The sequence below is a fragment of the Streptosporangium sp. NPDC004631 genome (assembly GCF_053601935.1).
This window is the reverse complement of record NZ_JBSGCR010000005.1, coordinates 33,678-56,678: the sequence shown is the minus strand read 5'-3', so window position 1 is coordinate 56,678 and position 23,001 is coordinate 33,678. Positions and strand designations below refer to the sequence as shown.

General features: G+C 68.4%; 22 protein-coding genes, 1 tRNA gene and 1 CRISPR repeat array. Of the genes, 14 read left to right on the top strand and 9 right to left on the bottom strand.

Annotated features, from left to right (window positions below):
• The first annotated feature begins 29 nt into the window (after positions 1 to 29).
• Positions 30 to 731 (top strand): HAD family hydrolase, encoded by a 702-nt coding sequence (locus ACWEF2_RS06585; RefSeq protein WP_453812530.1) that lies wholly within the window; start codon positions 30 to 32, stop codon positions 729 to 731.
• Positions 732 to 960: 229 nt separating this feature from the next.
• Here ACWEF2_RS06585 and ACWEF2_RS06580 read toward each other — a convergent pair whose 3' ends face one another.
• The 4 genes from ACWEF2_RS06580 to ACWEF2_RS06565 form a co-directional block, all read right to left on the bottom strand.
• On the bottom strand, positions 961 to 1,197 hold the full coding sequence (locus ACWEF2_RS06580; RefSeq protein WP_453812930.1) for a BldC family transcriptional regulator: 237 nt from the start codon (positions 1,195 to 1,197) through the stop codon (positions 961 to 963).
• Positions 1,198 to 1,305: 108 nt separating this feature from the next.
• On the bottom strand, positions 1,306 to 1,629 hold the full coding sequence (locus ACWEF2_RS06575) for a hypothetical protein (protein ID WP_453812529.1): 324 nt from the start codon (positions 1,627 to 1,629) through the stop codon (positions 1,306 to 1,308).
• 191 nt (positions 1,630 to 1,820) lie between these two features.
• Positions 1,821 to 2,321 carry a hypothetical protein gene (locus tag ACWEF2_RS06570; protein WP_453812528.1) on the bottom strand — a complete coding sequence of 167 codons (501 nt, stop codon included), beginning with the start codon at positions 2,319 to 2,321 and terminating at the stop codon, positions 1,821 to 1,823.
• On the bottom strand, positions 2,318 to 2,572 hold the full coding sequence (locus ACWEF2_RS06565) for a hypothetical protein (protein WP_453812526.1): 255 nt from the start codon (positions 2,570 to 2,572) through the stop codon (positions 2,318 to 2,320). The genes ACWEF2_RS06570 and ACWEF2_RS06565 overlap by 4 nt, the downstream gene beginning before the upstream one ends.
• Before the next feature lie 166 nt (positions 2,573 to 2,738).
• Between ACWEF2_RS06565 and ACWEF2_RS06560 the strand changes: the two genes are divergently transcribed.
• From ACWEF2_RS06560 to ACWEF2_RS06520, 9 genes are all read left to right on the top strand, one after another.
• Positions 2,739 to 4,067 (top strand): hypothetical protein, encoded by a 1,329-nt coding sequence (locus ACWEF2_RS06560; RefSeq protein ID WP_453812524.1) that lies wholly within the window; start codon positions 2,739 to 2,741, stop codon positions 4,065 to 4,067.
• Between the two features lie 108 nt (positions 4,068 to 4,175).
• A CRISPR array of direct repeats spans positions 4,176 to 4,814; the repeat unit is 29 nt; unit sequence GGGACCATCCCCGCGTGCGCGGGGAGCAC.
• A gap of 680 nt (positions 4,815 to 5,494) precedes the next feature.
• Positions 5,495 to 7,441 carry a type I-E CRISPR-associated protein Cse1/CasA gene (casA, locus tag ACWEF2_RS06555; protein WP_453812522.1) on the top strand — a complete coding sequence of 649 codons (1,947 nt, stop codon included), beginning with the start codon at positions 5,495 to 5,497 and terminating at the stop codon, positions 7,439 to 7,441.
• Positions 7,442 to 7,474: 33 nt separating this feature from the next.
• On the top strand, positions 7,475 to 8,092 hold the full coding sequence (casB, locus tag ACWEF2_RS06550; protein ID WP_453812520.1) for a type I-E CRISPR-associated protein Cse2/CasB: 618 nt from the start codon (positions 7,475 to 7,477) through the stop codon (positions 8,090 to 8,092).
• A 140-nt stretch (positions 8,093 to 8,232) separates the two neighbouring features.
• Entirely contained in the window at positions 8,233 to 9,375 is a 1,143-nt protein-coding gene (gene cas7e / locus ACWEF2_RS06545) for a type I-E CRISPR-associated protein Cas7/Cse4/CasC (protein WP_453812518.1), read from the top strand.
• Positions 9,372 to 10,157 (top strand): type I-E CRISPR-associated protein Cas5/CasD, encoded by a 786-nt coding sequence (gene cas5e / locus ACWEF2_RS06540; protein WP_453812516.1) that lies wholly within the window; start codon positions 9,372 to 9,374, stop codon positions 10,155 to 10,157. Before cas7e ends, cas5e begins: the two co-directional genes overlap by 4 nt.
• Before the next feature lie 6 nt (positions 10,158 to 10,163).
• On the top strand, positions 10,164 to 10,955 hold the full coding sequence (cas6e, locus tag ACWEF2_RS06535; RefSeq protein WP_453812515.1) for a type I-E CRISPR-associated protein Cas6/Cse3/CasE: 792 nt from the start codon (positions 10,164 to 10,166) through the stop codon (positions 10,953 to 10,955).
• 441 nt (positions 10,956 to 11,396) lie between these two features.
• The gene (locus tag ACWEF2_RS06530) at positions 11,397 to 12,128 is read left to right on the top strand and encodes a response regulator transcription factor (protein WP_453812513.1); all 732 of its coding nucleotides are present in this window, start codon (positions 11,397 to 11,399) and stop codon (positions 12,126 to 12,128) included.
• A gap of 1,291 nt (positions 12,129 to 13,419) precedes the next feature.
• On the top strand, positions 13,420 to 14,790 hold the full coding sequence (locus ACWEF2_RS06525; RefSeq protein WP_453812511.1) for a cation:proton antiporter: 1,371 nt from the start codon (positions 13,420 to 13,422) through the stop codon (positions 14,788 to 14,790).
• A gap of 161 nt (positions 14,791 to 14,951) precedes the next feature.
• Complete coding sequence (locus tag ACWEF2_RS06520) at positions 14,952 to 15,362, top strand: DUF190 domain-containing protein (RefSeq protein WP_453812509.1); 411 nt, start codon at positions 14,952 to 14,954, stop codon at positions 15,360 to 15,362.
• A gap of 331 nt (positions 15,363 to 15,693) precedes the next feature.
• Here the strand turns inward: ACWEF2_RS06520 and ACWEF2_RS06515 are convergent, their stop codons facing one another.
• Positions 15,694 to 16,083: a nuclear transport factor 2 family protein gene (locus ACWEF2_RS06515; RefSeq protein WP_453812507.1), complete on the bottom strand. Its 390-nt coding sequence runs from the start codon at positions 16,081 to 16,083 to the stop codon at positions 15,694 to 15,696.
• Between the two features lie 252 nt (positions 16,084 to 16,335).
• Positions 16,336 to 17,067 carry an HAD family hydrolase gene (locus ACWEF2_RS06510; protein ID WP_453812506.1) on the bottom strand — a complete coding sequence of 244 codons (732 nt, stop codon included), beginning with the start codon at positions 17,065 to 17,067 and terminating at the stop codon, positions 16,336 to 16,338.
• A 126-nt stretch (positions 17,068 to 17,193) separates the two neighbouring features.
• Here ACWEF2_RS06510 and ACWEF2_RS06505 point away from each other — a divergent pair, with 126 nt between their 5' ends.
• The gene (locus ACWEF2_RS06505) at positions 17,194 to 18,108 is read left to right on the top strand and encodes a maleylpyruvate isomerase N-terminal domain-containing protein (RefSeq protein ID WP_453812504.1); all 915 of its coding nucleotides are present in this window, start codon (positions 17,194 to 17,196) and stop codon (positions 18,106 to 18,108) included.
• 89 nt (positions 18,109 to 18,197) lie between these two features.
• Positions 18,198 to 18,338 carry a hypothetical protein gene (locus ACWEF2_RS06500; protein WP_453812502.1) on the top strand — a complete coding sequence of 47 codons (141 nt, stop codon included), beginning with the start codon at positions 18,198 to 18,200 and terminating at the stop codon, positions 18,336 to 18,338.
• Between the two features lie 104 nt (positions 18,339 to 18,442).
• Here the strand turns inward: ACWEF2_RS06500 and ACWEF2_RS06495 are convergent.
• Positions 18,443 to 18,516: transfer RNA gene (locus ACWEF2_RS06495), tRNA-Pro, on the bottom strand.
• 58 nt (positions 18,517 to 18,574) lie between these two features.
• Positions 18,575 to 19,474 (bottom strand): metallophosphoesterase, encoded by a 900-nt coding sequence (locus ACWEF2_RS06490; RefSeq protein ID WP_453812500.1) that lies wholly within the window; start codon positions 19,472 to 19,474, stop codon positions 18,575 to 18,577.
• 80 nt (positions 19,475 to 19,554) lie between these two features.
• Here ACWEF2_RS06490 and ACWEF2_RS06485 point away from each other — a divergent pair, with 80 nt between their 5' ends.
• Positions 19,555 to 20,007: a GatB/YqeY domain-containing protein gene (locus tag ACWEF2_RS06485; RefSeq protein WP_453812499.1), complete on the top strand. Its 453-nt coding sequence runs from the start codon at positions 19,555 to 19,557 to the stop codon at positions 20,005 to 20,007.
• Between the two features lie 84 nt (positions 20,008 to 20,091).
• Here the strand turns inward: ACWEF2_RS06485 and ACWEF2_RS06480 are convergent, their stop codons facing one another.
• Positions 20,092 to 22,353: a transglycosylase domain-containing protein gene (locus tag ACWEF2_RS06480; protein ID WP_453812497.1), complete on the bottom strand. Its 2,262-nt coding sequence runs from the start codon at positions 22,351 to 22,353 to the stop codon at positions 20,092 to 20,094.
• A gap of 266 nt (positions 22,354 to 22,619) precedes the next feature.
• Here ACWEF2_RS06480 and ACWEF2_RS06475 point away from each other — a divergent pair, with 266 nt between their 5' ends.
• On the top strand, positions 22,620 to 22,916 hold the full coding sequence (locus tag ACWEF2_RS06475) for a WhiB family transcriptional regulator (RefSeq protein WP_012887233.1): 297 nt from the start codon (positions 22,620 to 22,622) through the stop codon (positions 22,914 to 22,916).
• Positions 22,917 to 23,001 lie beyond the last annotated feature (85 nt).

The following is a 23,001-nucleotide window of genomic DNA, read 5'->3' as shown; positions in this document are numbered from 1 at the left end:
AGAGTGGATTGCCGCTTAGAATGCGGTTCGTGCGCACCCTTGTGTTGTGGGACATCGATCACACATTGATCACCGTCGGCCCGTTGAGCAGGGAGATCTACGAGGGAGCGTTTCTCACCGTGACGGGTCGGCCCGCGCGAAAACTCGCGCACATGGCCGGCCGGACCGACCGGGCCATCATCGGCGAAACCCTGCACATGCACGGCATCGAGACATCGGAATCACTGATCACACGGTTCGCCGGCGAACTCGCGGCCGGGTTCAGCTCACGGAGCCGGGACATCAGCGATCACGGCCGCGTGCTCCCGGGGGCGAAAGCCGCGCTCACGGCCCTGGCTGCTCGCCCCGACGTGATCCAGTCGGTGCTCACCGGGAACACCCGATCCATCGCGATCAGCAAACTGACGGCTCTCTCCCTGGACGAGTACGTGGACTTCGACGTCGGCGCCTATGGATTCGACCACCACGAGCGCCCGCCCCTCGTACGGCTCGCACGGCAGCGGGCCGCCGACAAGTACGGCGAGCATTTCGACGAGCACCGCACCGTCCTGGTGGGCGACACCCCGCACGACGTGCACGCCGGACACCACGGCGGCGCCCGGGTCGTCGCGGTCGCCACCGGGGCGAGCGACGAGGCCGCCCTGAGACAGGCGGGCGCCGAACTCGTCCTGTCCGACCTGACCGACACACACGCGGTGGTGCGGTCGGTGCTCAACACGACACCCCGGTGAGACACCTCAATGAGAGGTTGACCAGCCGTCCTATGGCGTAGACGCGCCCGGTCTTCACCGTTTCCACGAGGAGTGGGCTGAGAGTACGGCGATGCCCTGCCCGTTCCAAAGAACCGGGGCCGTGTCGTGCCGGTGTTTGGACGGGATGCCGGGTGGTGCCCGAACGGCTCGTGGAGCGGGTCGTCACGAGCCGTCCGGGTGCGTGGGGGCCGTTCCGGGTGGTGGTTCGTTACTCGTCGCGTTTCTGTGTGCTGTCTGCCAGGAGTGCGAGGACTTCTGCTTGGCGGTAGCGGCGGTGTCCGCCGAGGGTGCGGATGCTGGTGAGTCTTCCTGCCTTCGCCCAGCGGGTGACGGTTTTGGGGTCGACGCGGAACAGGGTCGCGACCTCGGTCGGGGTGAGCAACGCCTCGAACCGGGGCGGGAGAACGGGGAAAGGGGTGGCGAGGGCGGAGCCGTCACCACCGATGACCTTGATGCCTTTCACGGGGGATCTCCTGGTGGGGGTCGGGGGACTGTGGGCGTACCTGGTCGTGGATGACGCCGGGCGGGGTGATGATGTCGAGGTCGCGGTCGGTCACGGTCGTCGCCGGAGCAGGTTGGCGCATATCAGCAGGGCGGTCAGGGGCCACAGCAGGCTGCTGCCGAGCGTGGCCAGGATGATCAGGGAGCGGGGGCGCATGCCCAGGTGCCGGGCTCCGGGGGTGAAGAGGCGGTGGGTGAGGCGTGGGGTGGTGGCGATGTGCAGGGCGCATCCGGTGAGCCAGGCCAGTGCGCCGGCGCCGTACAGCCACAGCGTGAGGATCAGGGTGTCGAGCACGGCTCTCCTGACGGTGCGTGGGGGCGGGCGGGTGATGCCCGGCCGCCGGGGGCGGTCGGCCAGGGCCCTTGGGGGGTGCACCGGCCGGACCCGGGGTGTGGTCCGGCCGGTGCGGGCGGCCCTCTTCCCCCTCCAGGAGAGGGCCGCGTTGGGGTGCGGCCCCCTCCCCTTCCGAGAGGGGGCCGCGAGGTGCGGCCCGGGCCCCCTCCGGCCCGGGCCGCACAGTGATCGGTACGGCGTCCCCTGGGAGGTGATACCGCCGCACCGGCTTTTTAGGCCGCGTCCCGGTAGGGGCGGCGGGGATGATGCGGCGCGGCGGCGGGTGCCGGGGAAGGAACGCCGCCGCGCCTGCTCGGGGAAGGTGAGAACGCCAGGGGCGCCGGGAGAGGCGAGGGTGCCGGAGGTAGCGGGGGTGCCGAAGCGGCCGGGGCGGTCGGGGCGGTCGGAGGGGCCGAGGTGGTGAGGGGGGTCTCGCGGCGGGCGGTCACGGCCATGACCGCCTCATACATCCGCCTCTCCAGCTCCTCGGCGGTGGCGGCCTCGACCATCAGCGGCTCGGACGTCGCCCAGGCGGCCAGGGCGTAGAAGCGGCGGCTGCCCACGCCGTACAGCACGGTCCAGCTCGGCCACGCCTGGGCCAGGCGTTCGGCCTGGGCGCGGGCCGGGCCGTCCCACAACCGGCGGTGCACCACGGAGGTACGGGCCTGCCCGGCGCGGTGACGGCCCGAAGTGCCGGAGAGGTGGGAGTCGCGAGAGTCGCGGCGCCACATCACGACCTCACCGCCTGGACCGTCGCCGTCTCCTCCTGGCGGGCGGTCTCGGCCCGCAACTGCTCGAAGGTGTCGGCGTCCACCGTCCGCTCGGCCCCGGCGTAGGCGGCCTGGGTGGAGAACGGCTCCCGGCGGCTGGCCCAGAAGCGGCCCCTGTCGCTGAGGAACACCTGCCAACCGGGAATCACCGACACCACGGACATCGCGGATGCGGGCCTCGCGGACCCGGGCGTTGTGGAACTACGATCCTGCATAGATCGCACTCCTTTGCGATCAGGACCCGTCCGAACGTGTGGAGCGTTGGGCGGGTCCGCTTTTTTAAGGGACGGGATCTATCACAACCCTGTGTGATCACATCGCGACAGGGGATACTTTGGGGGCGGCAGATATCCCCCGTGTCCGTCCGTGAGATGAGCCAGAATGAGCGATCTCCCCGCGTGGGCCGTCCGGTTACGTAATGAGCGCCTGCGGCGCGATTGGTCCTTGACGGACATGGCCAAACAGCTCGTGGAAGCAGCCGATGCCCGCCGTCGGCCGCACTTGCCGACCCGGGAATCACTCATCCGCATGATCCGCTCCTGGGAGGCCGGAAAGCATCGGCCGAGCGAGCCCTATCCGCAGCTATTCGCTCGGGCCTTCGGAATCGCCGAAACGGATTTGTGTACGGACAAGCCGGATATAACAGCGGATGATGCCAATGGGTCACGAAAGAGTACTGTCGAAGCAAAGGCCTCAATCCGGGATGAGGACGATGATATGGAGCGCAGACGACTGATGCGGGACGCCGCCGCCGTCGCTGTCGGCGGTGCCGTGGCGCCCGTGCTGGCCACCTTGACCGATGCCTGGCAGACCTACGGGCCACGTATCCCTGGTGCGAGCGTGTCTCAGGAGATGATCGACGACTGGGAGGAAGCGGCCGAAGCCCACTTCGGACGGGGCTACTACGAGCCGCCCGCCACCGTGCTCGCGGCGCTCGCAGTCGACTACGCCGACATCGCCCCCCACCTCAACCGCTCTCAGCCGGAAGTCGTGGAGCGGGACCTGGCTCACGCCGCCGCGCGCTACAGCGCCCTGATCGCCGGTGCGTGGTACGACCTCGGCAGCCGGCGGGAGGCGTGGCGATGGTGGAGGCGGGCCCGCACGCTGGCCGACGTCTCCCAGGACACCATGCAGGCGTCGCTACTGCGAAGCTGGGAGGCTTCGCATCGGCGCTATGACGGCGGCGACGTTCTTCCTCTGCTTCAGGAAGCCTGTCGTCTGGCCGGGGAGCGGCCGAGTCTGACGCTGTTCTCCGCGCTCCGCGTGGAGGCGCAGGTCCTCGCGATGAACGGCCGTCTCAACGAAGCGGCCACCACACTGACACGGGCTGAGAGCGTGCTGGAGCGCCTGCCCGCGCAGACTCCGGGAACCCCGCGCCCCGACTGGTACAGCCGCAGCCTGATCTACACTCTCGCGGGCGATGGCAGACGGGCCGGTGAGGCACAGGACGCCGCCAGAGAGGCGTACGACTCCGGGCACATTATGTCGGCCGTTTTCGAGCTGCACCGAGCGGCGGCGCAAGCGCGGACCGACCCGGAACAGGGCGTTCAGCACGCCCTGCGGACCCTTGACGAGCTTCCTGCCGAACGGCGAAGCGGTCACAATTTGTCAGACGCTCGACTCACGCTGACCGTGCTTCCGGAGAAGGCCCGCACTCTACCCGCCGTCCGGGAACTGCGCGCCCTGACGTCCGGAAACCGGTCAGCCTGAGCCGGACACGACGACGCCCCGCCGATCAACCAGCGGGGCGTTGCTGTCCCGGCCGATGTATAACCAGGTCAGGCCAGGTAACCACATTCTGTCTCAGCGCAGATCTGACGAACTATCCCCGCGCACGCGGGGAGCACTACACGGTGTCCATCTACATCAGGACCGCCACGGGACCATCCCCGCGTGCGCGGGGAGCACGCGAGGAGTTGCTCGCGGGTCATGCGGTCGACGGGACCATCCCCGCGTGCGCGGGGAGCACATGAACGCGGCCCGGCCGGACTTCCCGGATTGAGGACCATCCCCGCGTGCGCGGGGAGCACATCCTCCTGGACATAGACGGCGTCCTGAACCCGGGACCATCCCCGCGTGCGCGGGGAGCACCCCAGCGGGATGTCGTACAGCAGCGTGCCGCCGGGACCATCCCCGCGTGCGCGGGGAGCACGGGTTGGGCGACTGGCGTCCTCGGTTCGGCAGGGGACCATCCCCGCGTGCGCGGGGAGCACACCGACCAGGACGTGGCCGCCGCCCGCGCCCTGGGACCATCCCCGCGTGCGCGGGGAGCACCTGGTTGTCTTCGTACCCGTGCTCGCGCCGCAGGGACCATCCCCGCGTGCGCGGGGAGCACTGCCCAGGCACCCGAATCCTCTGCCTCAGCTGGGGACCATCCCCGCGTGCGCGGGGAGCACGCCCCTAGGAATCGCGCGATTCAGTCAGCCCAGGGACCATCCCCGCGTGCGCGGGGAGCACTCTGCCTGACCTGCAGGTTTATCGGCGGTAAGTGTGAAATTCGAGCACTTTCGAGGGATCGGACATTTCGGGCACCATCGGCCTTGTTGTCTCCGGATGTTCCTGAGCAGGGTAGTCCTCCTGGGCCAGCCATGCGCTATCTGGCTGTGAGCCCTTGAGGCTTGGGCTATCCCCACGTGCGTGGGAAGCACGAGGCGAACGCCTGGCAGCACGTCAAGAAGGAAGGGATATCCCCGCGCGCGCGGGGATGGCCCCTGCACCGAATAGTGGTCAGATCCCGAGGTGCTGTGCTCCCCGAGCATGCGGGGGGGGGGGGGATTCCTCGGAGGAGTGTGAGGACTGCTGGGATCGTTCGCTGTCGGTGTGATCGGCCGGTTTCTCTGGGGCGCCGGTCGGACCGGGCGTGCCGTCGGGTTCATGGGCGAGGTCGTCATTCTCGACGAGGTTCACGCGGCGCGAGCACGCCCGCGCGTTTGTTCTGGACGCCGAGTGCGCGGGCCTGCTGGGTGAGGACGCGCTGTTGTCCGATGTGTGTTCCGATGCCCCGGGTTCGTCCCCAAGCCCCCGGGGCGTCGTCTTTCGTCATGTCGCAGTCAAGCCCGTGTAAGGCTCTGATATCCCCGCAGGTGCGGGGCCGACGGTTGTCCGAGACACGGCTACGGACCATCCCCGCATAACTCATGGTCAACTTTTGCGAAATTCGTGTTTTGTCGGCGTCGAATGTGCGAGGTGGTTCCACTCTAGGGATTTTCCCTCCCGGGGGTCGTCTCCTCTGGCACGCTTCACTGATCGGCCTCCAGACATGGCTAATTCGAGGATCCCTCATGTCCACATATGACCTGATTGATTCACCTTGGCTGTTTGTACGACCGCGAGGTGACGGAAAACCTGGGGATTTCTCCCTATATGAGGTGTTGCTCCGCGCGCACGAATTCGACTCTCTCGTGGTGGAGCTTCCCACCCACACCCCCGCCCTGCTGCGGCAGGTGCTGCTCCCCGTCGTGCTGGACGCGCTGGGGCGCCCGCGTGATCGGGCGGAGTGGGCGCGGAGGTTCGACGCCGGACGGTTCACCGACGAGGAGCGGGACAGGCTCTCCGCCTACCTGGAGGAGCACCGATCCCGATTCGACCTGTTCGACGGCCGGGCCCCGTTCGCCCAGGTCGCCGGTCTGCACACCGCGAAGAACGAGACGAAGGGGTCCGCGCTGCTGGTCGCCACGGCGCCCTCGGGCAACAACGTCCCGCTGTTCGCCACCCGCACCGAGGGCGATCCGCTGCCGCTGACACCGGCCCAGGCGGCTCGCTGGCTGCTGCACGCGCACTGCTGGGACACCGCCGCGATCAAGTCCGGGGCCGCGGGCGACCCCCAGGCCAAGGCCGGAAAGACCACCGGTAACCCCATCGGCCCGCTGGGAGCGCTGGGGGTGGTCGTCCCCGTCGGGCGCAGCCTGTACGAGACGCTGCTGCTCAACCTCCCCGTCGGTTCTCAGCCCGCCGCCGACCGCCCGCACTGGCGGCGTCCTCCCGCCGGGCCGGAATGGGAGAGCAGGGCCGCCGTCGGCCTGCTCGACCTGTGGACCTGGCAGTCGCGCCGCATCCGCCTCATTCCGGAGGCGACCGATGACGGCGTGAGGGTCTCCCGGGTCGTGCTGTGCGCGGGAGACCGGCTGCTGGATCTGCCCGAGTGGGAGCCGCACACCGCCTGGGTCTTCCCGAAGACATCGAAGAGCCCCACTGGAACGATCCGCAGGCCTCGCCGTCACGCGCCCGGCAAGGCGGCATGGCGCGGCCTGGAGGCCCTGCTCACCGCAGTACGGGAGAACGACGACGGCGACTTCGAGACCTCGACGCTGCTGAACCAGCTCGCCGAGGTCCAGGCCGACGGGCGCCTTGACCAGGACTATCCGCTGCGGGTGGAGGCGACGGGCATCGCCTACGGCAATCAGTCCGCGGTCGTCGATGACATCCTCTTCGACGCGATTCCCCTGCCGGTGGCGGCCCTGTGCGCGGGGGAGGCCATCTCCACCGTCCTGCTGGAGGTGGCCGAGCAGGCCGAAGGCCTGGCCAGAGCCGTGAACAACCTCTCCGCCGACCTACGCCGGGCCACGGGAGCCGACCCCATCCCCTGGGACAGGGGGCAGCGCCCCGGTGAGTTCGTGTTGCACGCGCTCGACCCGCTGGTCCGCCGTTTCCTCGTCGGAGTACGGGCGGCCGGCGGAGACCCGGACAGTCTGGAGCGGGGCCGTACCGCGTGGGAGAGGATCGCCCGCGACCGCACCTGGGACGTCGCGGAGAAGGTCCTGGCCACCGCCACCCACGGTGAGTTCGGCGGACGTGCCGTGGAGAAGAACGGCCGCGGGTTCACCTACCGGCTGGCCACGGCCGAGCAGAGCCTCCGCCGGCAGATCAACACCGTCCTGCCCCGCTGCGCGCAGCCGGCGGACGACCTCGTGGAGGACACGGCGGACGACTCCGGAGCGGTGGACGATCTCGTGCGGGACGCGGTGGGCCACTCCGTGGCGGCAGGTGATCCCGGAGCGGTGGACGACCTGGTGGGGGACGTGGCGGGTGGTCTCGGGGAGGACATCGCCCTGGCCGTCTCCGCCTCCGCGACCCGGACCTTTTAGACAGCCCGGACCTTTCAGAAGGTGAGGACTTTCATGCCCGCCACGAACGACCGGCTCCCGCGTTACTGGGGCCGATACATCACCTCGGACGGGACCTGGTGCGCCAAGGAGGGGCGCCCGCCGGGCGAGGAGCTGGCCGCGCTGCGCGCGGGGCTGGGCCGCGAGGCCGGAACCGTGCCCGCGCTGTGGCCGCTCTACCGATCCCCGGTCGACGACGGGCTGGCCCGCAGGGGCGAGGTCTCCGACGAGCAGTGGGCCGAGCACGCCGCGCTCGCGCTGTACGGCCTGCACCAGCAGGCCCGCCCCGAGCCCATGCACCAGCCGGGGATCCGGCTGGGCCAGGCGCTGCGCCGCCTGCACAGGAGCGGCGCGTTCACCCAGGAGGCCGTGGACCGCCGGGTGAACGCGGCGGCCTCCGCCACGCAGGTCTCCGCGCTGCTCACCCATCTTCGCGGCCTGGTCACCCAGCTGCGGACCATCGGTCAGCCGCTCGACTACGACCTGCTGCTGAAGGACATCCGAGCCTGGCAGCGGCCCGACTCCCGGCAGAGGGTCCGTCGCAGCTGGGGCCTGGACTACTACGGATGGTCCCGTCCCGAGGGTGAGGCGTCTCCCGCTCCCGCTCCAGTTCCGGCCCCGAGTTCCGTCTGACCGCCGGGTCCCGCCCCGGCATCGGCCTCGTCGGCCTCCCTTTCCCCTCTCCTCCGGGACCTCCCCGGATCCTTCCCCGGAGTCTTCTCATCGGACCCTCCCGGGATCCTTCCGGAGTCCTCTCTCCCCCTGGAGTCCCCATGGACACGTGTCTTTTCGTCGACGTCCACATCGTGCAGACCGTCCCGCCCGCCAACCTCAACCGCGACGACCAGGGCAACCCCAAGGAGGCCTACTTCGGCGGAGTGCGCCGCGCCCGGGTCTCCTCCCAGGCGTGGAAGCGCGCCACCCGCACCGCCTTCGCCCAGCAGGCACCGGAGCAGGACCACGCCACCCGCACCAAACGGATCGTCGGTGAGCTGGCCAGGCGTCTGGCCGGCCGTACGGGGCTGGAGGGCGAGCAGTCCGCCCGGCTGGCCGCGAAGCTCCTCGAACCGCTGGGCATCAAGGAGGGCAAGAAGGCCGGTGACACCGCCTACCTGCTGTTCTTCGGCTACCGGCAGCTGGAGGACATCGTCGACCTGGTGGCCGACGAGGCCGCCGACCTCGTGGCCCTGGCCGACGAGCAGCTCGTCGTGGCGATGAGGAACCTGCCGGTGGCGCGGAAGCTCCAGAGCGGGCACCCGGTGGACGTGGCGCTGTTCGGCCGGATGGTCGCCGACATCCCCTCCCTCAACGTCGACGCCGCGGTCCAGGTCGCCCACGCGCTCTCCACCCACGCCGTGGAGCTGGAGTTCGACTACTACACGGCCGTCGACGACGAGAACCTCGCCGACGAGACCGGTGCTGGCATGATCGGCACGATCGGCTTCAACTCCGCCACCCTGTACCGGTACGCCACCGTCGGCCTGCACCAGCTGGTCGCCAACCTCGCGGACACCGAGGCGGCGCTCAACGCGGTGGAGACCTTCGTCCAGCACTTCGCCCGATCCATCCCCTCGGGGCACCAGAACTCCTTCGCCCACCGCACCCTGCCCAGCCTGGTGGCGGTCGTGGTCCGCGACGACCAGCCGGTCAACCTGGTCTCCGCCTACGAAAACCCCGTCGTCGCCCGCCAGGAGGGGATCGCCGAAACCTCGGTACTGCGCCTGGCCGCCGAATACGAGCGCGCCGTCCGGCAGTGGGGTGACACGCCCGTCCACGCCGCCGTCTGTCACACCTTCGCCCCCGGGGGGGAGGTCGCGGAGAGGCTCGGCACGGCGTTCGGCACCCAGCAGACCTTCCCGGAGCTGATCGCCGGCCTGCGCGCCACGCTCGTCGAGCTCGTCAAGCGGGCCGGATGAGCGCCGCCGAGGCCACGCTGGTGCTGCGGCTGGGCGGCCCGTTGCAGTCGTGGGGCGACCGCAGCGTGTTCAACCGCCGCGACACCCGGCCCGAGCCCACCAAGTCCGGCGTGCTCGGCCTGCTGGCCGCCGCGGCCGGTCGGCCGCGCGAGGAACCGCCGGGTGAGCTGCTCGACCTGCGGATGGGGGTGCGGGTCGACCAGCCCGGCACCCTGCTGCGTGACTACCACACCGTCAGCGACTACCGGGGGCGCCCGCTCCCGCAGGCGGGCGTGTCCGCGAAGGGGCTGCAGAAGCCCACGTCGCCCGCCAAGTTCACCCACGTCACCCAGCGTTTCTATCTCCAGGACGCGGTCTTCCTCACCGCGTTGCAGGGGTCCGCGGTGTTCGTGCGGGCACTCGCCGACGCCCTCAGGCGCCCGGTCTTCCCGCTCGCGCTGGGCCGCCGCTCCTGCGTCCCCACCCAGCCCCTTCTTCTCGGTGTCCGCGACGCACCGCTGGAGGAGGTCCTGCGCGCCGAGTCCTGGCAGGCCACCGAGAGGGCCAAGGAGCTCTACGTCCGGAGCCGCCGCGCCCGCCCGGCCACCATCGACCTGCCCGCGACCCTGGACGACGCGGACGGCGACGACTCACTCAACGATGTGCCGCAGTCCTTCGCCCCGCGCGACCGCCGGTTCGTCAGCCGCCGCATCCGCCACACCTGGGTGACGCTGCCGACCGGATTCTCCCGGCCCGACGCCGCAGCCGACGGCCACGACCCCTTCGCCCTCCTGGGCTGGTGATCTCCCATGACCTACATGTCCCGCATCCGGATCAACCCGCTACGCGAGAGGAGCCGCCGGTTCCTCGCCAGTCCGCACGCCATGCACGGCGCCGTCATGCATGCCATCCCCGACCAGCCCACCGGTGAGCGCATCCTGTGGCGGCTGGACGCCGACAACCTCCACCGGCCGTTTCTCTATGTGCTCACCAGGACCAGGCCCGACTGGTCGCACCTCGTCGAGCAGGCCGGCTGGCCCGACGCCGAGGGCGAGCACGCCGCCGTCCGCGACTACGCGCCGCTGCTCGCCCGTATCGCCGTCGGCCGTGAGTTCGCCTTCCGGCTCACCGCCAACCCCGTACAGAACACCCCGAACCCCATCAAGCCCACCGAGATCCAGCGCGAACAGGCCATGGACGCCAAACGGCGGTCCTTCCGCGTCGGTCACCGTACCGCCGGCCGGCAGCTCACCTGGTTTCTCAGCCGGACCGAGCGCTGGGGTTTTGAGATCCCACCGGCGCGCACCGACCCGTCGGCCCTCGGCCTGAAGCCGTCGGCGGACACCGACGACCCGGCGCCGTACGAGGTCCGGATCACCGCTCGTGGCCGCCGCTCGTTCAAGAAGAGCCGTGACACCAGGCCGGTCGTCCTGCACACCGCGACCTTCGAGGGCCGGCTGCGGGTCACCGACCCGTCCACCTTCGTCGAACGGCTGCTCGGCGGCATCGGCCCGGCCAAGTCCTACGGCTGCGGCCTGCTCACCCTGGCACCGCTCCCGAGCGGTGCGCCGGTCGAGCACCCGCCCCCGGCGGGCGGATGAGGCTCAGAGCAGCCCGGCCCGCTGGTGGACGACGTCCGTACCTTCTTCCGCCCCTCCGTTAGCGCGACGACCACACTTCTCGCACGGTGCTTGTTCCGGACGGCGACCCCACTTTTAGCGGGGTCGCCGTCTGTAAGATCCGGGTAGCCTCGGGTGGTGGCGGCGGATTGTATCCGCCGGGTAGGTCGAGGCCCGGTGTGGTAACGGCGGTGCGGCACGATAGAAAAGCCTCCGAGCCTCTGGTGCGATGGTTTACCTTGGTCGACAACCCCTCCGCCGGGGCCTCTCCAATTCACGAGCAGGGTCGATGACTCGTGGTGCTCCCGTGACCTGCGATATCAGGTTGCGATTGGTTCATCGGGCCTTCTGTGAGCACGTTCAACAACCGTGGTTACAGTGTGAACGCACCTACGTCTATGTCAAAGTCTGACGGGGGAACCGATGGAGGACCACCAGGTGGCCCGCAGTTTCCTTGACAAGCCCGATGTGACATCACGCGAACACGTCACGGCCGGCGAAGGAGAGGTGGATGGAGCCGGCGAATTGCGTGTGCTCTGGCTCGCATACGACGAGGTCTCCTTCTACGGATTGCCCGCCCTGCTCGACCGGTTGCCTGTGGTGCGCACGTACAAGGTGTGCTGGGGAGCCGACGCCTTCAAGCAGTCGGTCACGGAGGAACGCTACGACGTCTGCGTCCTTCCCCTGAGTTCACACACCGACGTACTGGCGTCATTGATCTCACGGTGCGGCGCCCAGCTTGTGCTGACGCTTTCCGAGGCGGCAGAGTCGCTTTTGACCCGTATAACGCGCGGCAAGGAGCCGGACGCATGGCTCTTCGAGCAGGGGATCAGGTCCGCTGGACTGCTTGACGTGTTCGGGCAGTTGATGAAAAACCGCGCCCTGGAAACCGCGGTCAATCCTGAGCTGACCGTGTTCGGTCGTTCGCCGAAATACTGGCTCAGTAAGGTGACCGAGCGGGAGCGCTCTGTTCTGCGCCTACTCTGCCAGGGGGAGGGCAACCAGCAGATAGCGAGCGCCCTCGGCATATCCATCCATGGAGTGAAGCGCCACATCTCCAATCTGATGCTCAAGTCGGGCTGCTCGAACCGTACCGAACTGGCGCTGATGGCGGCGAGGCTGGGTTTCGCCCTCCCCCCCGAGGGTCAGCCTTGATCTGAGCCTGTCGGTCAATCTGTGCGTTGCCGCCGGGTTCGGCACGCGACCTCGAAGTGGCCCGTATCCGAGGCGTCCTTTGGCGAACACACGCCGCGGGATTGATCACACCGGCCGTGGGGAACGCGCCGGCTCGGGGTCGAGCGTGCCGGTGCCGTACAAGGGGCAGGGACGGGCCGCGGTGTCACAGGAGCGCCAATCCCGCCTCCGCCGGGCTCCGCGGCCGGAGGGAACGAGCCAATACGGATGTCGTGCTGAAATCGTGGCGTACCTCTGCGCGAACCTCACCGCTGTCCGCTGCGCGCGGGTAGGCTGGCCGAAAATATTTTCACGCTCCAATTTCGTCGAAAGGACGAAAAGCGCTCATTGGATGCCGCGTTCGGAAGGTGGCCAAAAGTCCGGTCCATTGGTCATGTCTTATCGGCCACCCCTGGTCGACCGCACCTTTGGGCACTTGTCCACATATGGATCATTGGTTTAAACATACGAGGAGCCGGTGACCGGGTGCTGGTGAGAGGGGCGCACGGCTTTAAACGTGGCCGATGGAAGGGGTAACAAGTGACCGTCCGGGGAGCGCCTAGAGATGCCCTGGAGGGTCTTCGCCCACAGGGGCTGGAAACTCTGCTCAGTGGATTGCCGGCTGCCGCCGACGAGCGTCAGAGCACGTGCGATCCGAGCCCGGTGAAGGGGCTTGGTGAATGGAGCCCTCCAAACGTCAATGGTCAAGCCCGTGCAGGCACCTGACCGTTCTGGGAATCGCTCCAGAGTGCCCGTGGCGCGGGCCGCTCTCCCGGCGACGCGACCCGGCGGCGGGATTCACGTGACCAAGGGCGGCCATGCCGGTACTCACCTCTTCGAAGGTGGTCCGGCACACAGCTTGACGGAGGGTGCTCCGAGGGCGTCCGTCGAGACGCTGTTACTCGTCTCCGGCATGTGTAAGAGCACGGCCTGCGCCATCCGCCCGGGAAACCGCGCGTAAGACGGAGGACACCGGTGTGACCGGCGAGGTCAGTCGCCACGCGGGAGCACCGGCAACCTGATCGTTCACGGAGATCGACCCGGAACCCGTTCCAGGTCGTCATGAACATTCGTTCCTTTCAACGACGAAAACGGCATGGTCCGCTACCTCGAAGGTCCGCTGAAGAGCTGTTGAACCGTCTGAGCACGGCTCAGCACCGCACTCTTGAAGAGAGGGGCACGTACGTGAACGTGGCACCGGCCGGTACCGGGCGCGGAAACGCACGGGCGGACAGCGCCATCCGTAGGAGTCGGGACCAGAGACAGGTGAGTCATGTCACTCAAAGCCGCTGAAGTCGCGCATGTCCTTCTGGCCATCGTCGCCCTTCTGCTGTTCGCGCACGGCGGTGGACGTATATTCGAGCTCATCCGCCAGCCAAAGGTGATCGGAGAGATCGCCGGCGGTCTCATACTCGGCCCCACGGTACTCGGCGCGTTTTACCCGGGTGCCCAGCATTGGCTCTTCCCGACCGGCGGACCCACGGCGAGTGTCCTGGGTGCCTTCTACAGCATCGGCTTATTGCTGATGGTGTACCTGACGGGCACCGAGATGCGTATGCCCGGCGGGGGAGGCGAACGGCGCACGGTCGGGTTCATCACGGTGTCCGGGCTGGCGCTGCCCTTCGTCTTCGGGCTGAGCGTCGCCCAGCTCGTGGATACGGACCAACTGGTCGGCCCGAACGGCTCCCCCACGACCCTGGCGCTTATCTTCGGTATGGCGGTAGCGATCACCAGCGTGCCGGTCATCTCCAGGATCATGCTCGACCTCGGCATTCTTAACACGGTCTTCGCGCGCATCGTGCTCGCCGTCGCGATCGTCGAGGACATCCTGCTCTACGTTATCCTCGCGATTGTCCTGGGTCTGGCGCAAGCTCAGGCCAGCGACTCGTACGGTCTGTGGGCGCTGATCGGAAGCGATTCCATGGCGCTCGCCGTCGTCTATTTCACCGTGGCGCCCCTGGCCTTCCTGGCGGTGGTCATCCGCTTTGGCCCATCGCTGTTCGTCCGTATGTCGAAGAGTTCGCTGAATGTGCTGGAGCACGCGAGCCCGATCGCGTTCCGCCTCTTCTTCCTGTTTCTCATGTGCGCCGGGTGTATCGGGCTCGGCATTGACCCGATCTTCGGCGCCCTCGTCGCGGGAATGTGCAGTTCGGGCACCGCGCGGCAGGAGGAGGCGCAGCCTCAAGAAACGCTTCGGCACATATCGCTGGGGTTCTTCATCCCGATCTACTTTGCTATCGTCGGTATCAAGCTGGACCTGTTGCACCACTTCGACGTGGTCTTCTTCTGCTGGTTCCTGGTGCTGGCGTGCGCGGTGAAGTTCGCCAGTGTGTGGCTGGGGGCACGGCTGGCCGGTGAGGACAATCCCTCCGCCGTCAACCTTTCGGTGGCGATGAACGCCCGTGGAGGCCCGGGGATCGTGCTCGCCTCGACGGCCTTCGGAGCCCAGATCATCAACGAGAACTTCTTCGCCTCGCTTGTCGTGCTGTCGATCATCACCTCGCAGCTCGCCGGATTCTGGCTCTGGAGGGTTGTCCGCAGGGGAATGCCACTGAGGGCCGATCCCTCGGTGAATCGGGAGGTCATTACGCGGGAGGTCGAGCCGGTCGCCGCTCGGACAACGCGTAACGGGAGAAAACCGTGACTCAGGTCTCCGATGTCGACACCGGCGGTCCGGACGCGAGGTCGAGTCCGGAGGGCGGGCACCGCGGCGACCGGCCCGCCCAAGCGGGTTCAGGAGACCGGCACTCTCTTATTCAAACTCGACGACTACGGAATCAACGCGATCGAATGGACGAATGGAAAATGCTGGGTGACACATATCAACCTATGGGATCATCTTTCGCCGAGTCCACGAGCCTTGCGGTATCCGATAAGCCGCTGTCTCTCTGCAGGCTTACCATCACTCTTCGCAACGGCGCTCTCTGGCACCACAAGCCGCTCTACTCGGAAATCATCCAGCGGGCCCGCGGGTATGGGCTGTCGGGCGCCGGCGTCTTCGTGGGGGCCGCGGGGTTCGGGTCCGACGGGGTCATCCACACCACGCGGATTCTCAGCCTGAGCGACCACCTGCCGATAATGATCGTCGTCATTGACGAGGAATCGAAGATTCGCGGCTTCGTCCAGAGGCTGGAGGCCTCGATGGAGATCGAAACGGCGACCATCGAACACGTGCAGGCCCTGAGAGTCCGGCGGTCGAACGGCGTACCCCGATAGCACCCGGGGCCCCGGCGGGTCGGTGGCCGGTCGGCGGGCCGGGGACGAAGTAGGCGGGCGCGGAGGTCGGCGTGAGAAGGACCTCCGTGCCACGACCGCCACGATACGCGCCCAAGATCGGCCCGACCCCGCGAACGGGACGGCGGTCGGCGAGGTCACCGCGACAGCGGTCATCGCCGGTGGAAAGAGGAGTTCGCCGGCGAACGTCGGCAGCGCGGTGCGGCGCTGCGGCGGTGCGGCGCGGTGAGGATGTCGACGACGCCGAGCAGAGGCGACCCGGGCGCCGGGGTCGCTCGACGGCCGCACGCGGCGGCGTTCGCGCGGGTCGGTGTCAAGCAGGACTGATGGCTTCGGGCGAGGAGCCCGCGAAGACAATGATCTCGTCGATGTCGCCTCTGGCGGTCACATGGACGACATCCATTCCCGACAGGAGAGTTTCGCCGCCGGCGCCCTCGTAGCGCCAGCCGAACCTCGCCCACTCTCCGGGCGCGTCCACCTGGGTCGTCCTGACGAGGCGTCCCGGTCCGCCGGGGTGGCCATGGACCACCGCGGCGATGAAGTCGCTGACGACCCTGCGCCCCACAGCGCGGCCTAGAGGACCCCAGAAGACCACGTCAGCGGTCAACGCGCGGCTCAGGAGGGTGACACGGCGCTCGGGGTCGACGGTGGCGGTGGCTTCGATGAAGATGTCAATGGCCTGCGCGTAGAGTTCCTCGCCCATCACCCTGCGGTCCTCTCGGTGATTGACATCCTCTCCGCCCTAAAGGGCGGAGATTCCCGTCTGCCGCGTGTGCGGCTTCGAGTGGGTTCCTGCTTCGTCGCGCGGCGCCGGGACAAGCCCCGATCTTACCCGCGCTCCACAGTCGTTTGGTCTCTCCGCCTGTCCGGCGGCGAGGATGTTGATCGCGGCGTTGACGTCCCGGTCGTGGGTGACACCACGCCCCCAAACCACGCTGAGGTTCCTGAGAGCCGGTCAGGCGTTCGTGCGTGATAGGTGGTCGGGGAGGTCGGTGAGCCGTTCGATGCGGAGCACCGTCTCGTCTGCCGCCGGCGACGGTCCACCGGTGACGAAGTTGACGCCGCGGTCCAGCCAGATGCCGGTGAGCCCGGCGAGGGCGGCCTCGTTCACGTCGCTTTCCAGCATGTCGCCCACGTTGACCGCCTGCGCGGGGTCCGTCCGCATCCACCGGCAGGCGGTGGCGTAGGCGACGGGCTTGGCCGCACCGAGCTCGGTCGGGGTCAGGACGGCTTCGAAGTATTCCAGGAGGCCGAAGCGGGCGAGCTTGGCGCGCTGCTGCCCGGGGTCCCCGTTGGTGAGAACGGCCAGACGCGGTCCTCGGGGAAGCCGTTTCAGGGTCTCCAGGCATGGCTGGACATCGGAATAGCACCGCCAGGACTCCTCGAACACGGTGAGGTAGCGCTCGGCGATCCAGGCGTCCAGAAGGCCGGGACTTTCAGGAACCGGCTCGCCGAGCATCGGCAGGAAGGAACGGAGCCTGCGCCGGTGGTGCTCAGCGAAGGAGCACTGACCGGCCAGGTATTCCCGCATGTGGCGCCCCTCCAGCGTCCACCACAACGTCACCAGCTCCTCCGGCGGAGCCGTCGCGTTCGGCGCGGCCTGGACGATCTGGCCGATCGTTTCCCAGACCGCGCTTCGATGATCGACCAGGGTGCCGTCCAGGTCGAAGAAAACCACATCCGCCATAGGGTGATCATCTCGTGGCGCCTGTCCCTGACGCCAGAATGGTCCTTGGCGCCCGGTCTGGCGGACCACGCCACCTGAGGTGCTCAATCCGCCAACTGAAGTGCTCAGTCACATTGACGGTGCGGGGTGTCGAGGTGTTCATCTGATCGTCTCCCGGCACAGGCCGAGCTCGCCCAGCAGCTGTGTGACGCCCGGGAGAAGACGGTCCAGCAGATCGCCGACCTGTTCGGCGTGCCGCGCGGCACGCTGTGGCGGAACTGCGAGACAGAGCAGCCGGGTAAGCGCGGTGCGGGGGCGTCCTGTCTGTCCACCCGCCCCCACCCGGCCCCCGAGCCGTACCCTGCTGTCCGCAACCGTCGCCGATGGCGGATGCCGCCCGGCCCGCACAGCAAGGAGCAGGTAATGACCAACACCAGAGCCGATTTCCTGTCCACTGCCCGCTCGGCTGCGGATCTGCTGCGCAACCCGGTGGTCGCCGCCGCCTGGAGCCGGCCGAGCGCGCTGCCGGAGTTCAGTGTGGCCGGTCTGGCGGGACATCTGGCCTACCAGATCCTGGCCATCCCACAGCTTTTGACCGGTCCGGTGCCGCAAGAGGAGACCGTCGCCCTGCTGGAGCACTACACCCGGGTGCGCTGGATCGGCGCGGGCCTCGACGACGACATCAACGTCCGCATCCGGCGAGGCGGCCAGGAGGTCTCGGCCGAAGGACACGCTGCGCTGGTGGCGCGCGTGGACTCGGCCCTCGGAGAACTGGACGGCACCCTCGCCTCAACGGCGGACCGGCCAGTGCGCATCTCGCTGTGGGGACCATGGTCACTGGCGCTCGACGACATGCTGATCACCCGGATGATGGAGCTCGCCGTCCACTCCGACGACCTGGCGGTCAGCGTGGGCGTGGCGACACCCACGCTCCCGCCTGGCGCCGTCGACACGGTGGTCGGCCTGCTGGCACGCCTGGCCGTGCGACGCCACGGCCCAACCGACGTCCTACGGGCACTCAGCCGCGCCGAACGCGCCCCGGCCACCATCGCCGCCTTCTGAGGCCGGGGTCTCCGTACCGGCGGCCTATGTAGTGAGGGCGTTGTCACCTCCGCCCGTGCATGATCACCCGGACGCACCACCATGACGGGATGAGCGCACCCGACGACGACCCGATGCCCGACCACGTCCTCCGCGACGCCCTGGCCCTGCGTTACGCGCACCTGGCGCCGGAGGCTCATGAGAAGGTCATCACGTCGTGGAGGCGACGTGCGTCCGGAGACGGAGGTTAGTGATCTTGACGTATCCGCGACGCACGACCACCGAAACCAGGGCGCGAAAAAGGCCGCTCCCGATCTCTCGGAAACGGCCCTTGACCTCGGGAAAGTCTTAAACGTCGGGGTGACAGGATTTGAACCTGCGACCTCTTCGTCCCGAACGAAGCGCGCTACCAAGCTGCGCCACACCCCGGTGCACGCCGGTCTTGCTCGTGCTTGGGAAAGTCTAGCGGACTTCGCGGGTACTTGCGTCACCGCTTGCGGCGGGGCACCAGGGTGAGGAGGCTGGCCTCGGGGAAGCAGGCGAAGCGGACCGGGGCGTACGGGCTGGTGCCCAGGCCCGCGGAGACGTGGAGGTAGGCGGAGTCGTGGCGGTTCAGCCCCTTCACCCGGGCCGGCTCGATGCCGCAGTTGGTGACCAGGGCGCCGTAGAACGGGATGCAGAGCTGGCCGCCGTGGGTGTGGCCGGCGAGCAGCAGCTGGTAGCCGTCCGAGGCGAAGCGGGTCATGTTGCGGGGCTCGGGGGAGTGCATGACGCCCAGGCGGAGGTCGGCCTCCTCGGGGGCGGGCCCGGCGATCTCGTCGTACCGGTCGAGGTTGATGTGGGAGTCGTGGATGCCGCCCACGGCCACGTCGAGGTCGCCGACCTTGATCCGGGCGACGGCGTTGTTCATGTCCAGCCAGCCCTCGACGGACATGGCGGCGCCCAGCTCCTCCCAGGGGAGCGAGGGGGCCCTGCGGGACTGTTCCCCCTTGGAGGTGCGCCAGAGGTAGCGTGCGGGGTTCTTGGCCCGTGGGGCGTACATGTCGTTGGAGCCGTAGACGAACAGCCCCGGACGGGACAGCAGCGGCTGGAGGGCGTGCATGAGGGGGGCGATGGCGTCGGGGTGCGCGATGGAGTCGCCGGTGTTGACCACCAGGTCGGGTTTGAGGTCGCCCAGTGAGCGCACCCAGTCGATGAGCATCCGCCTGCCGGGCGTGAGATGCAGGTCGGACAGGTGCAGGATCCGCACCGGACGGCGTCCGGGCTCCAGCACCGGCACGTCGAAGCGCCGCAGGCGGAAGGCGTTGCGCTCGATGACCGAGGCGTAGGCGAGACCGGCCAGGCCGACGCCGAGCAGGGACAGGGGCACCGCGGCTGCTTTCCTCACCTTCTCATCATGCCCGACATCAAGCCCTCAAGAGGAAACTCGGGATACGGATGGGCTGGTGAGGCGGCAAGATGGACCGCATGAGCGCATTGAAGGACAAGTTGAGGACCGATCTCACGGCTTCCATGAAGAGCAGGGACGAGGTCCGCACCCGGACGCTCCGCATGGCCCTGGCGGCGGTGAACGTCGAGGAGGTCGCGGGCAGGACGGCGCGGGAGCTCTCCGACGACGAGATCGTCAAGGTGCTGGCCAGGGAGGCCAAGAAGCGCCGCGAGGCGGCCGAGGCGTTCAGCGGCGCCGGCCGTGTGGAGCAGGCGCGGGCCGAGGTGGACGAGCAGGCCGTGCTGGAGGAGTACCTCCCGGCCCAGCTGTCCGACGAGGAGATCGCCGAGATCGTGGACGAGGCCATCGCGGAGAGCGGTGCCTCCGGGCCGCAGGCCATGGGGCAGGTCATGAAGATCGTGAACCCGAAGGTCGCCGGGCGGGCGGAGGGCAGCCGGGTGGCGCAGGCCGTTCGGAGCCGTCTGGCCTGACGATTGTGAGGCGGGGCCGTTCGGAGAGGAGCCCTCCCCGAACGTTCGGGGAGGGCTCCGCCGCCTCGTGGGGGAGGGCCGGGCCTACGGGTTGATCAGGCCGCCGGTTTCGGTGCCGGGCTCCCGGGTGATCCAGCCGCCGCCGTTGCCGTTGTTGTCGAAGCGGCCCCTGCCGTTGCCCCTCCCGTTGCCGTTGCCGTTACCGTCGCCCTCGTCGTCGGGGCCGATGTGGTCGGGCTTCGGCGGGGCCTTGGGCGCGCACCTGCCGCCGGAGCAGCCGCCGAAGCGTCCCATGTTCACCGGGGTGAAGGCGGTCGGCTCCGTCCCCCGGAGGGCGTTGAGCATGGAGTACTTCCAGATCCTGCCGGAGATCGAGGCGCCGTACACGTAGCTGTAGTAGCGTCCGCCGATGGTCACGCCCGTCAGGTCGTGCATGAAGGCGCCGCGCGGGTCGCCGAGGCTGACCGCGGAGGCGAGGTCGGGGGTGAAGCCGGCGAACCAGGCGGCGGTGTAGCCGTCGGTGGTGCCGGTCTTGCCCGCGGCCGGGCGGCCGATCCCGCCGACCTCGGTCATCGTGCCCTTGGTGAACACCCCGGACATGATGTGGGCGGCCGCGTCGGCGACCTCCTCGTCCAGGACCTGCTCGCACTTGGGTTTGTACGGCGTGGCCTTGTTGTAGCGGTCGCGGATCTCGGTGATGGCCATCGGCTTGCAGTAGGCGCCTCGGGCGCCGATCGCCGCGTAGGCGGCGGCGACCGTCACCGGGTCCATCTCGTTGATGCCGAGGGTGAAGGTCTCGAACTCCTTCAGCTTGTCCCCGTCCGCGCGCTTGATGCCCAGGCTCTTGGCCGTCTTGACGACCTCGCAGAGGCCGACCTCCTGCTCCAGGCGCATGAAGAAGGTGTTCACCGAGCCCAGGGTGCCGGTCGTCAGGGTCTTGAAGCCGCCGCCGCCCTCGCTGGAGTTGCGCACCTCGTGTGTGGGGTCGCCGACCGCGTTGCCCTTGCAGTCGCGGAAAGCGCTGTAGCCGGGGGCCGTGTATCCGGAGCCGGTGCCGAAGCCGTCGTTGAGCTTGAGCCCCTTGCTCAGGGCGGTGAGCAGGGTGAAGACCTTGAACGTGGAGCCGGCCTGGAAGCCCGCGCCGCCGCCGTGCATGACGTCGCCGGCCAGGTTGTAGCTCATCTCGTTCTTTTTTCTGTTCTGCCCGAACTTCCGGCTGGCGGCCATCGCCTTGATGGCGCCGGTGCCGGGCACGACCATCGCCTGGGCGGCGACCGGCTTGTCGCTGGTCTTGACGTATTCGGCGATGGCCTTCTCCGAGGCCAGCTGGGCCTGCGGGTCGAGCGTCGTCTTGATCGTCAGCCCGCCCCGCTGGAGCAGCCTCTTGCGCTGCGCGGCGGACTTGCCGAAGATCTCGTTGTTGAGCATCTCCTGCTGGGCGTAGAGGCAGAAGTACGGGTAGGAGCTCTCGTCGCAGCCGCCGGGGACCGGGACGTCCTTGAACCCGAGCTTCTTGGCCTTGGCCTCCGCGGCCTCCTCCGGAGTGATCTTGCCGAGCTCGGCCATCCGGGTCAGCACGGTGTTGCGCCGCTCCAGGAGGCGCTCGCGGCTCGCCTTGCCCGCGTTGGGGTCGGTCCTGCTGGGGTTCTGCACGGCTCCGGCCAGGGTGGCGGCCTCGACGAGGTTCAGCTTGGAGGCCGGCTTGCCGAAGAACCGCTTGGCCGCGGCCTGGATCCCGTGGGCGCCGGCGCCGAAGTAGGAGATGTTGAGGTAGCGCTCAAGGATCTCCGACTTGGTGTACTTCTCCTCGATGGCCAGCGCGTAGCGCAGCTCGTTCAGCTTGCGGGAGAGGGTCTGCTCGATCGCGGCGGCCTTGTCCTCGGCGCTCTCCGCGGAGTTGAACAGCACCAGCTTGACGTACTGCTGGGTGATGGAGGAGCCGCCCTGGACGCTGCTGCCGGAGAGGGTCTTCACGGCCGCGCGGAGTGTGCCCTCCATGTCGATCGCCCCGTGCTCGTAGAACCGGAAGTCCTCGATCGAGACGATCGCGGTCTTCATGATGTCGGCGACCTCGTCGAGCTTCACCGACTCGCGGTTCTCGAAGTAGAACTGGGCGAACTGCTTGCCGTTCACGTCGAGCAGGGTCGTCTTCTCCGCCAGCGGGGGCTCGTTGAGCTCCTCGGGGAGCAGGTGTAGCTCCTCCGTGGCGGACTTCGCCGTCATCCCCGCGCCGCCCACCGCGGGAAGCGCGATGGCGGCGACCAACACCCCCGCGCCGGCGGCCGCGGCGAGCAGCCGCAGCGCGTTCCCGACTGTGGACCCCTGAGCTTTGCCTTCAGCTTGCACGAGTCCAAGGGTACGTCGGACGGATGGCCCAAACGGTAACGGAACCCCATTTCGTCTTGACTCGACCGTGTATCGGATGCAGGTGACTAGTCATTCCCGGCCAGATGGCCGCCGATGACCATGCGGGAAATTGGTCCCGCCGGGGTCTGTCGGCCCGAACGTCTGATTGCGTACGTTCTCCTTCTGCGGCAACTGAATATGGAGGCTCGACGCCCGCGCCCGTCGGCCCCAAGTCACGACTGACCACCTAAGGGGAGTGGGGTCGAATGTGGATCACGGATTGGACCTCCCGTGCGGCCTGTAAGGGTGCGGATCCTGACGCGTTGTTCGTTCAGGGCGCTGCCCAGAACCGAGCAAAGCTGATCTGCCGAGGATGCCCGGTCCGGACCGAGTGCCTCGCCGATGCGCTGGACAATCGCATCGAGTTCGGGGTGTGGGGTGGGATGACCGAGCGCGAACGTCGGGCGCTGTTGCGCCGGCGACCGGATGTCGACTCCTGGCGAGACCTGCTGGAGTTGGCCAAAGAAGAGTACGAGCGAACGAACGAGCTGATCGCCGGCTGAGTTCGCGCCGACCCCGTACGGCTGGCGCCCTGCGCCAGCCGTACACGCATGCCCGCGGGTCGGCCCTGACGTATCCCGTGGCCGC

Bases quoted from the DNA above. Each gene is read 5' to 3' on its own strand.
- ACWEF2_RS06565 (WP_453812526.1), bottom strand. From the start codon at position 2,572: ATGCAGGATCGTAGTTCCACAACGCCCGGGTCCGCGAGGCCCGCATCC.
- ACWEF2_RS06560 (WP_453812524.1), top strand. From the start codon at position 2,739: ATGAGCGATCTCCCCGCGTGGGCCGTCCGGTTACGTAATGAGCGCCTG.
- casA (WP_453812522.1), top strand. From the start codon at position 5,495: ATGGTCAACTTTTGCGAAATTCGTGTTTTGTCGGCGTCGAATGTGCGA.
- casB (WP_453812520.1), top strand. From the start codon at position 7,475: ATGCCCGCCACGAACGACCGGCTCCCGCGTTACTGGGGCCGATACATC.
- cas7e (WP_453812518.1), top strand. From the start codon at position 8,233: ATGGACACGTGTCTTTTCGTCGACGTCCACATCGTGCAGACCGTCCCG.
- cas5e (WP_453812516.1), top strand. From the start codon at position 9,372: ATGAGCGCCGCCGAGGCCACGCTGGTGCTGCGGCTGGGCGGCCCGTTG.
- cas6e (WP_453812515.1), top strand. From the start codon at position 10,164: ATGACCTACATGTCCCGCATCCGGATCAACCCGCTACGCGAGAGGAGC.
- ACWEF2_RS06530 (WP_453812513.1), top strand. From the start codon at position 11,397: ATGGAGGACCACCAGGTGGCCCGCAGTTTCCTTGACAAGCCCGATGTG.
- ACWEF2_RS06525 (WP_453812511.1), top strand. From the start codon at position 13,420: ATGTCACTCAAAGCCGCTGAAGTCGCGCATGTCCTTCTGGCCATCGTC.
- ACWEF2_RS06520 (WP_453812509.1), top strand. From the start codon at position 14,952: ATGCTGGGTGACACATATCAACCTATGGGATCATCTTTCGCCGAGTCC.
- ACWEF2_RS06515 (WP_453812507.1), bottom strand. From the start codon at position 16,083: ATGGGCGAGGAACTCTACGCGCAGGCCATTGACATCTTCATCGAAGCC.
- ACWEF2_RS06510 (WP_453812506.1), bottom strand. From the start codon at position 17,067: ATGGCGGATGTGGTTTTCTTCGACCTGGACGGCACCCTGGTCGATCAT.
- ACWEF2_RS06500 (WP_453812502.1), top strand. From the start codon at position 18,198: ATGAGCGCACCCGACGACGACCCGATGCCCGACCACGTCCTCCGCGAC.
- ACWEF2_RS06485 (WP_453812499.1), top strand. From the start codon at position 19,555: ATGAGCGCATTGAAGGACAAGTTGAGGACCGATCTCACGGCTTCCATG.
- ACWEF2_RS06475 (WP_012887233.1), top strand. From the start codon at position 22,620: ATGTGGATCACGGATTGGACCTCCCGTGCGGCCTGTAAGGGTGCGGAT.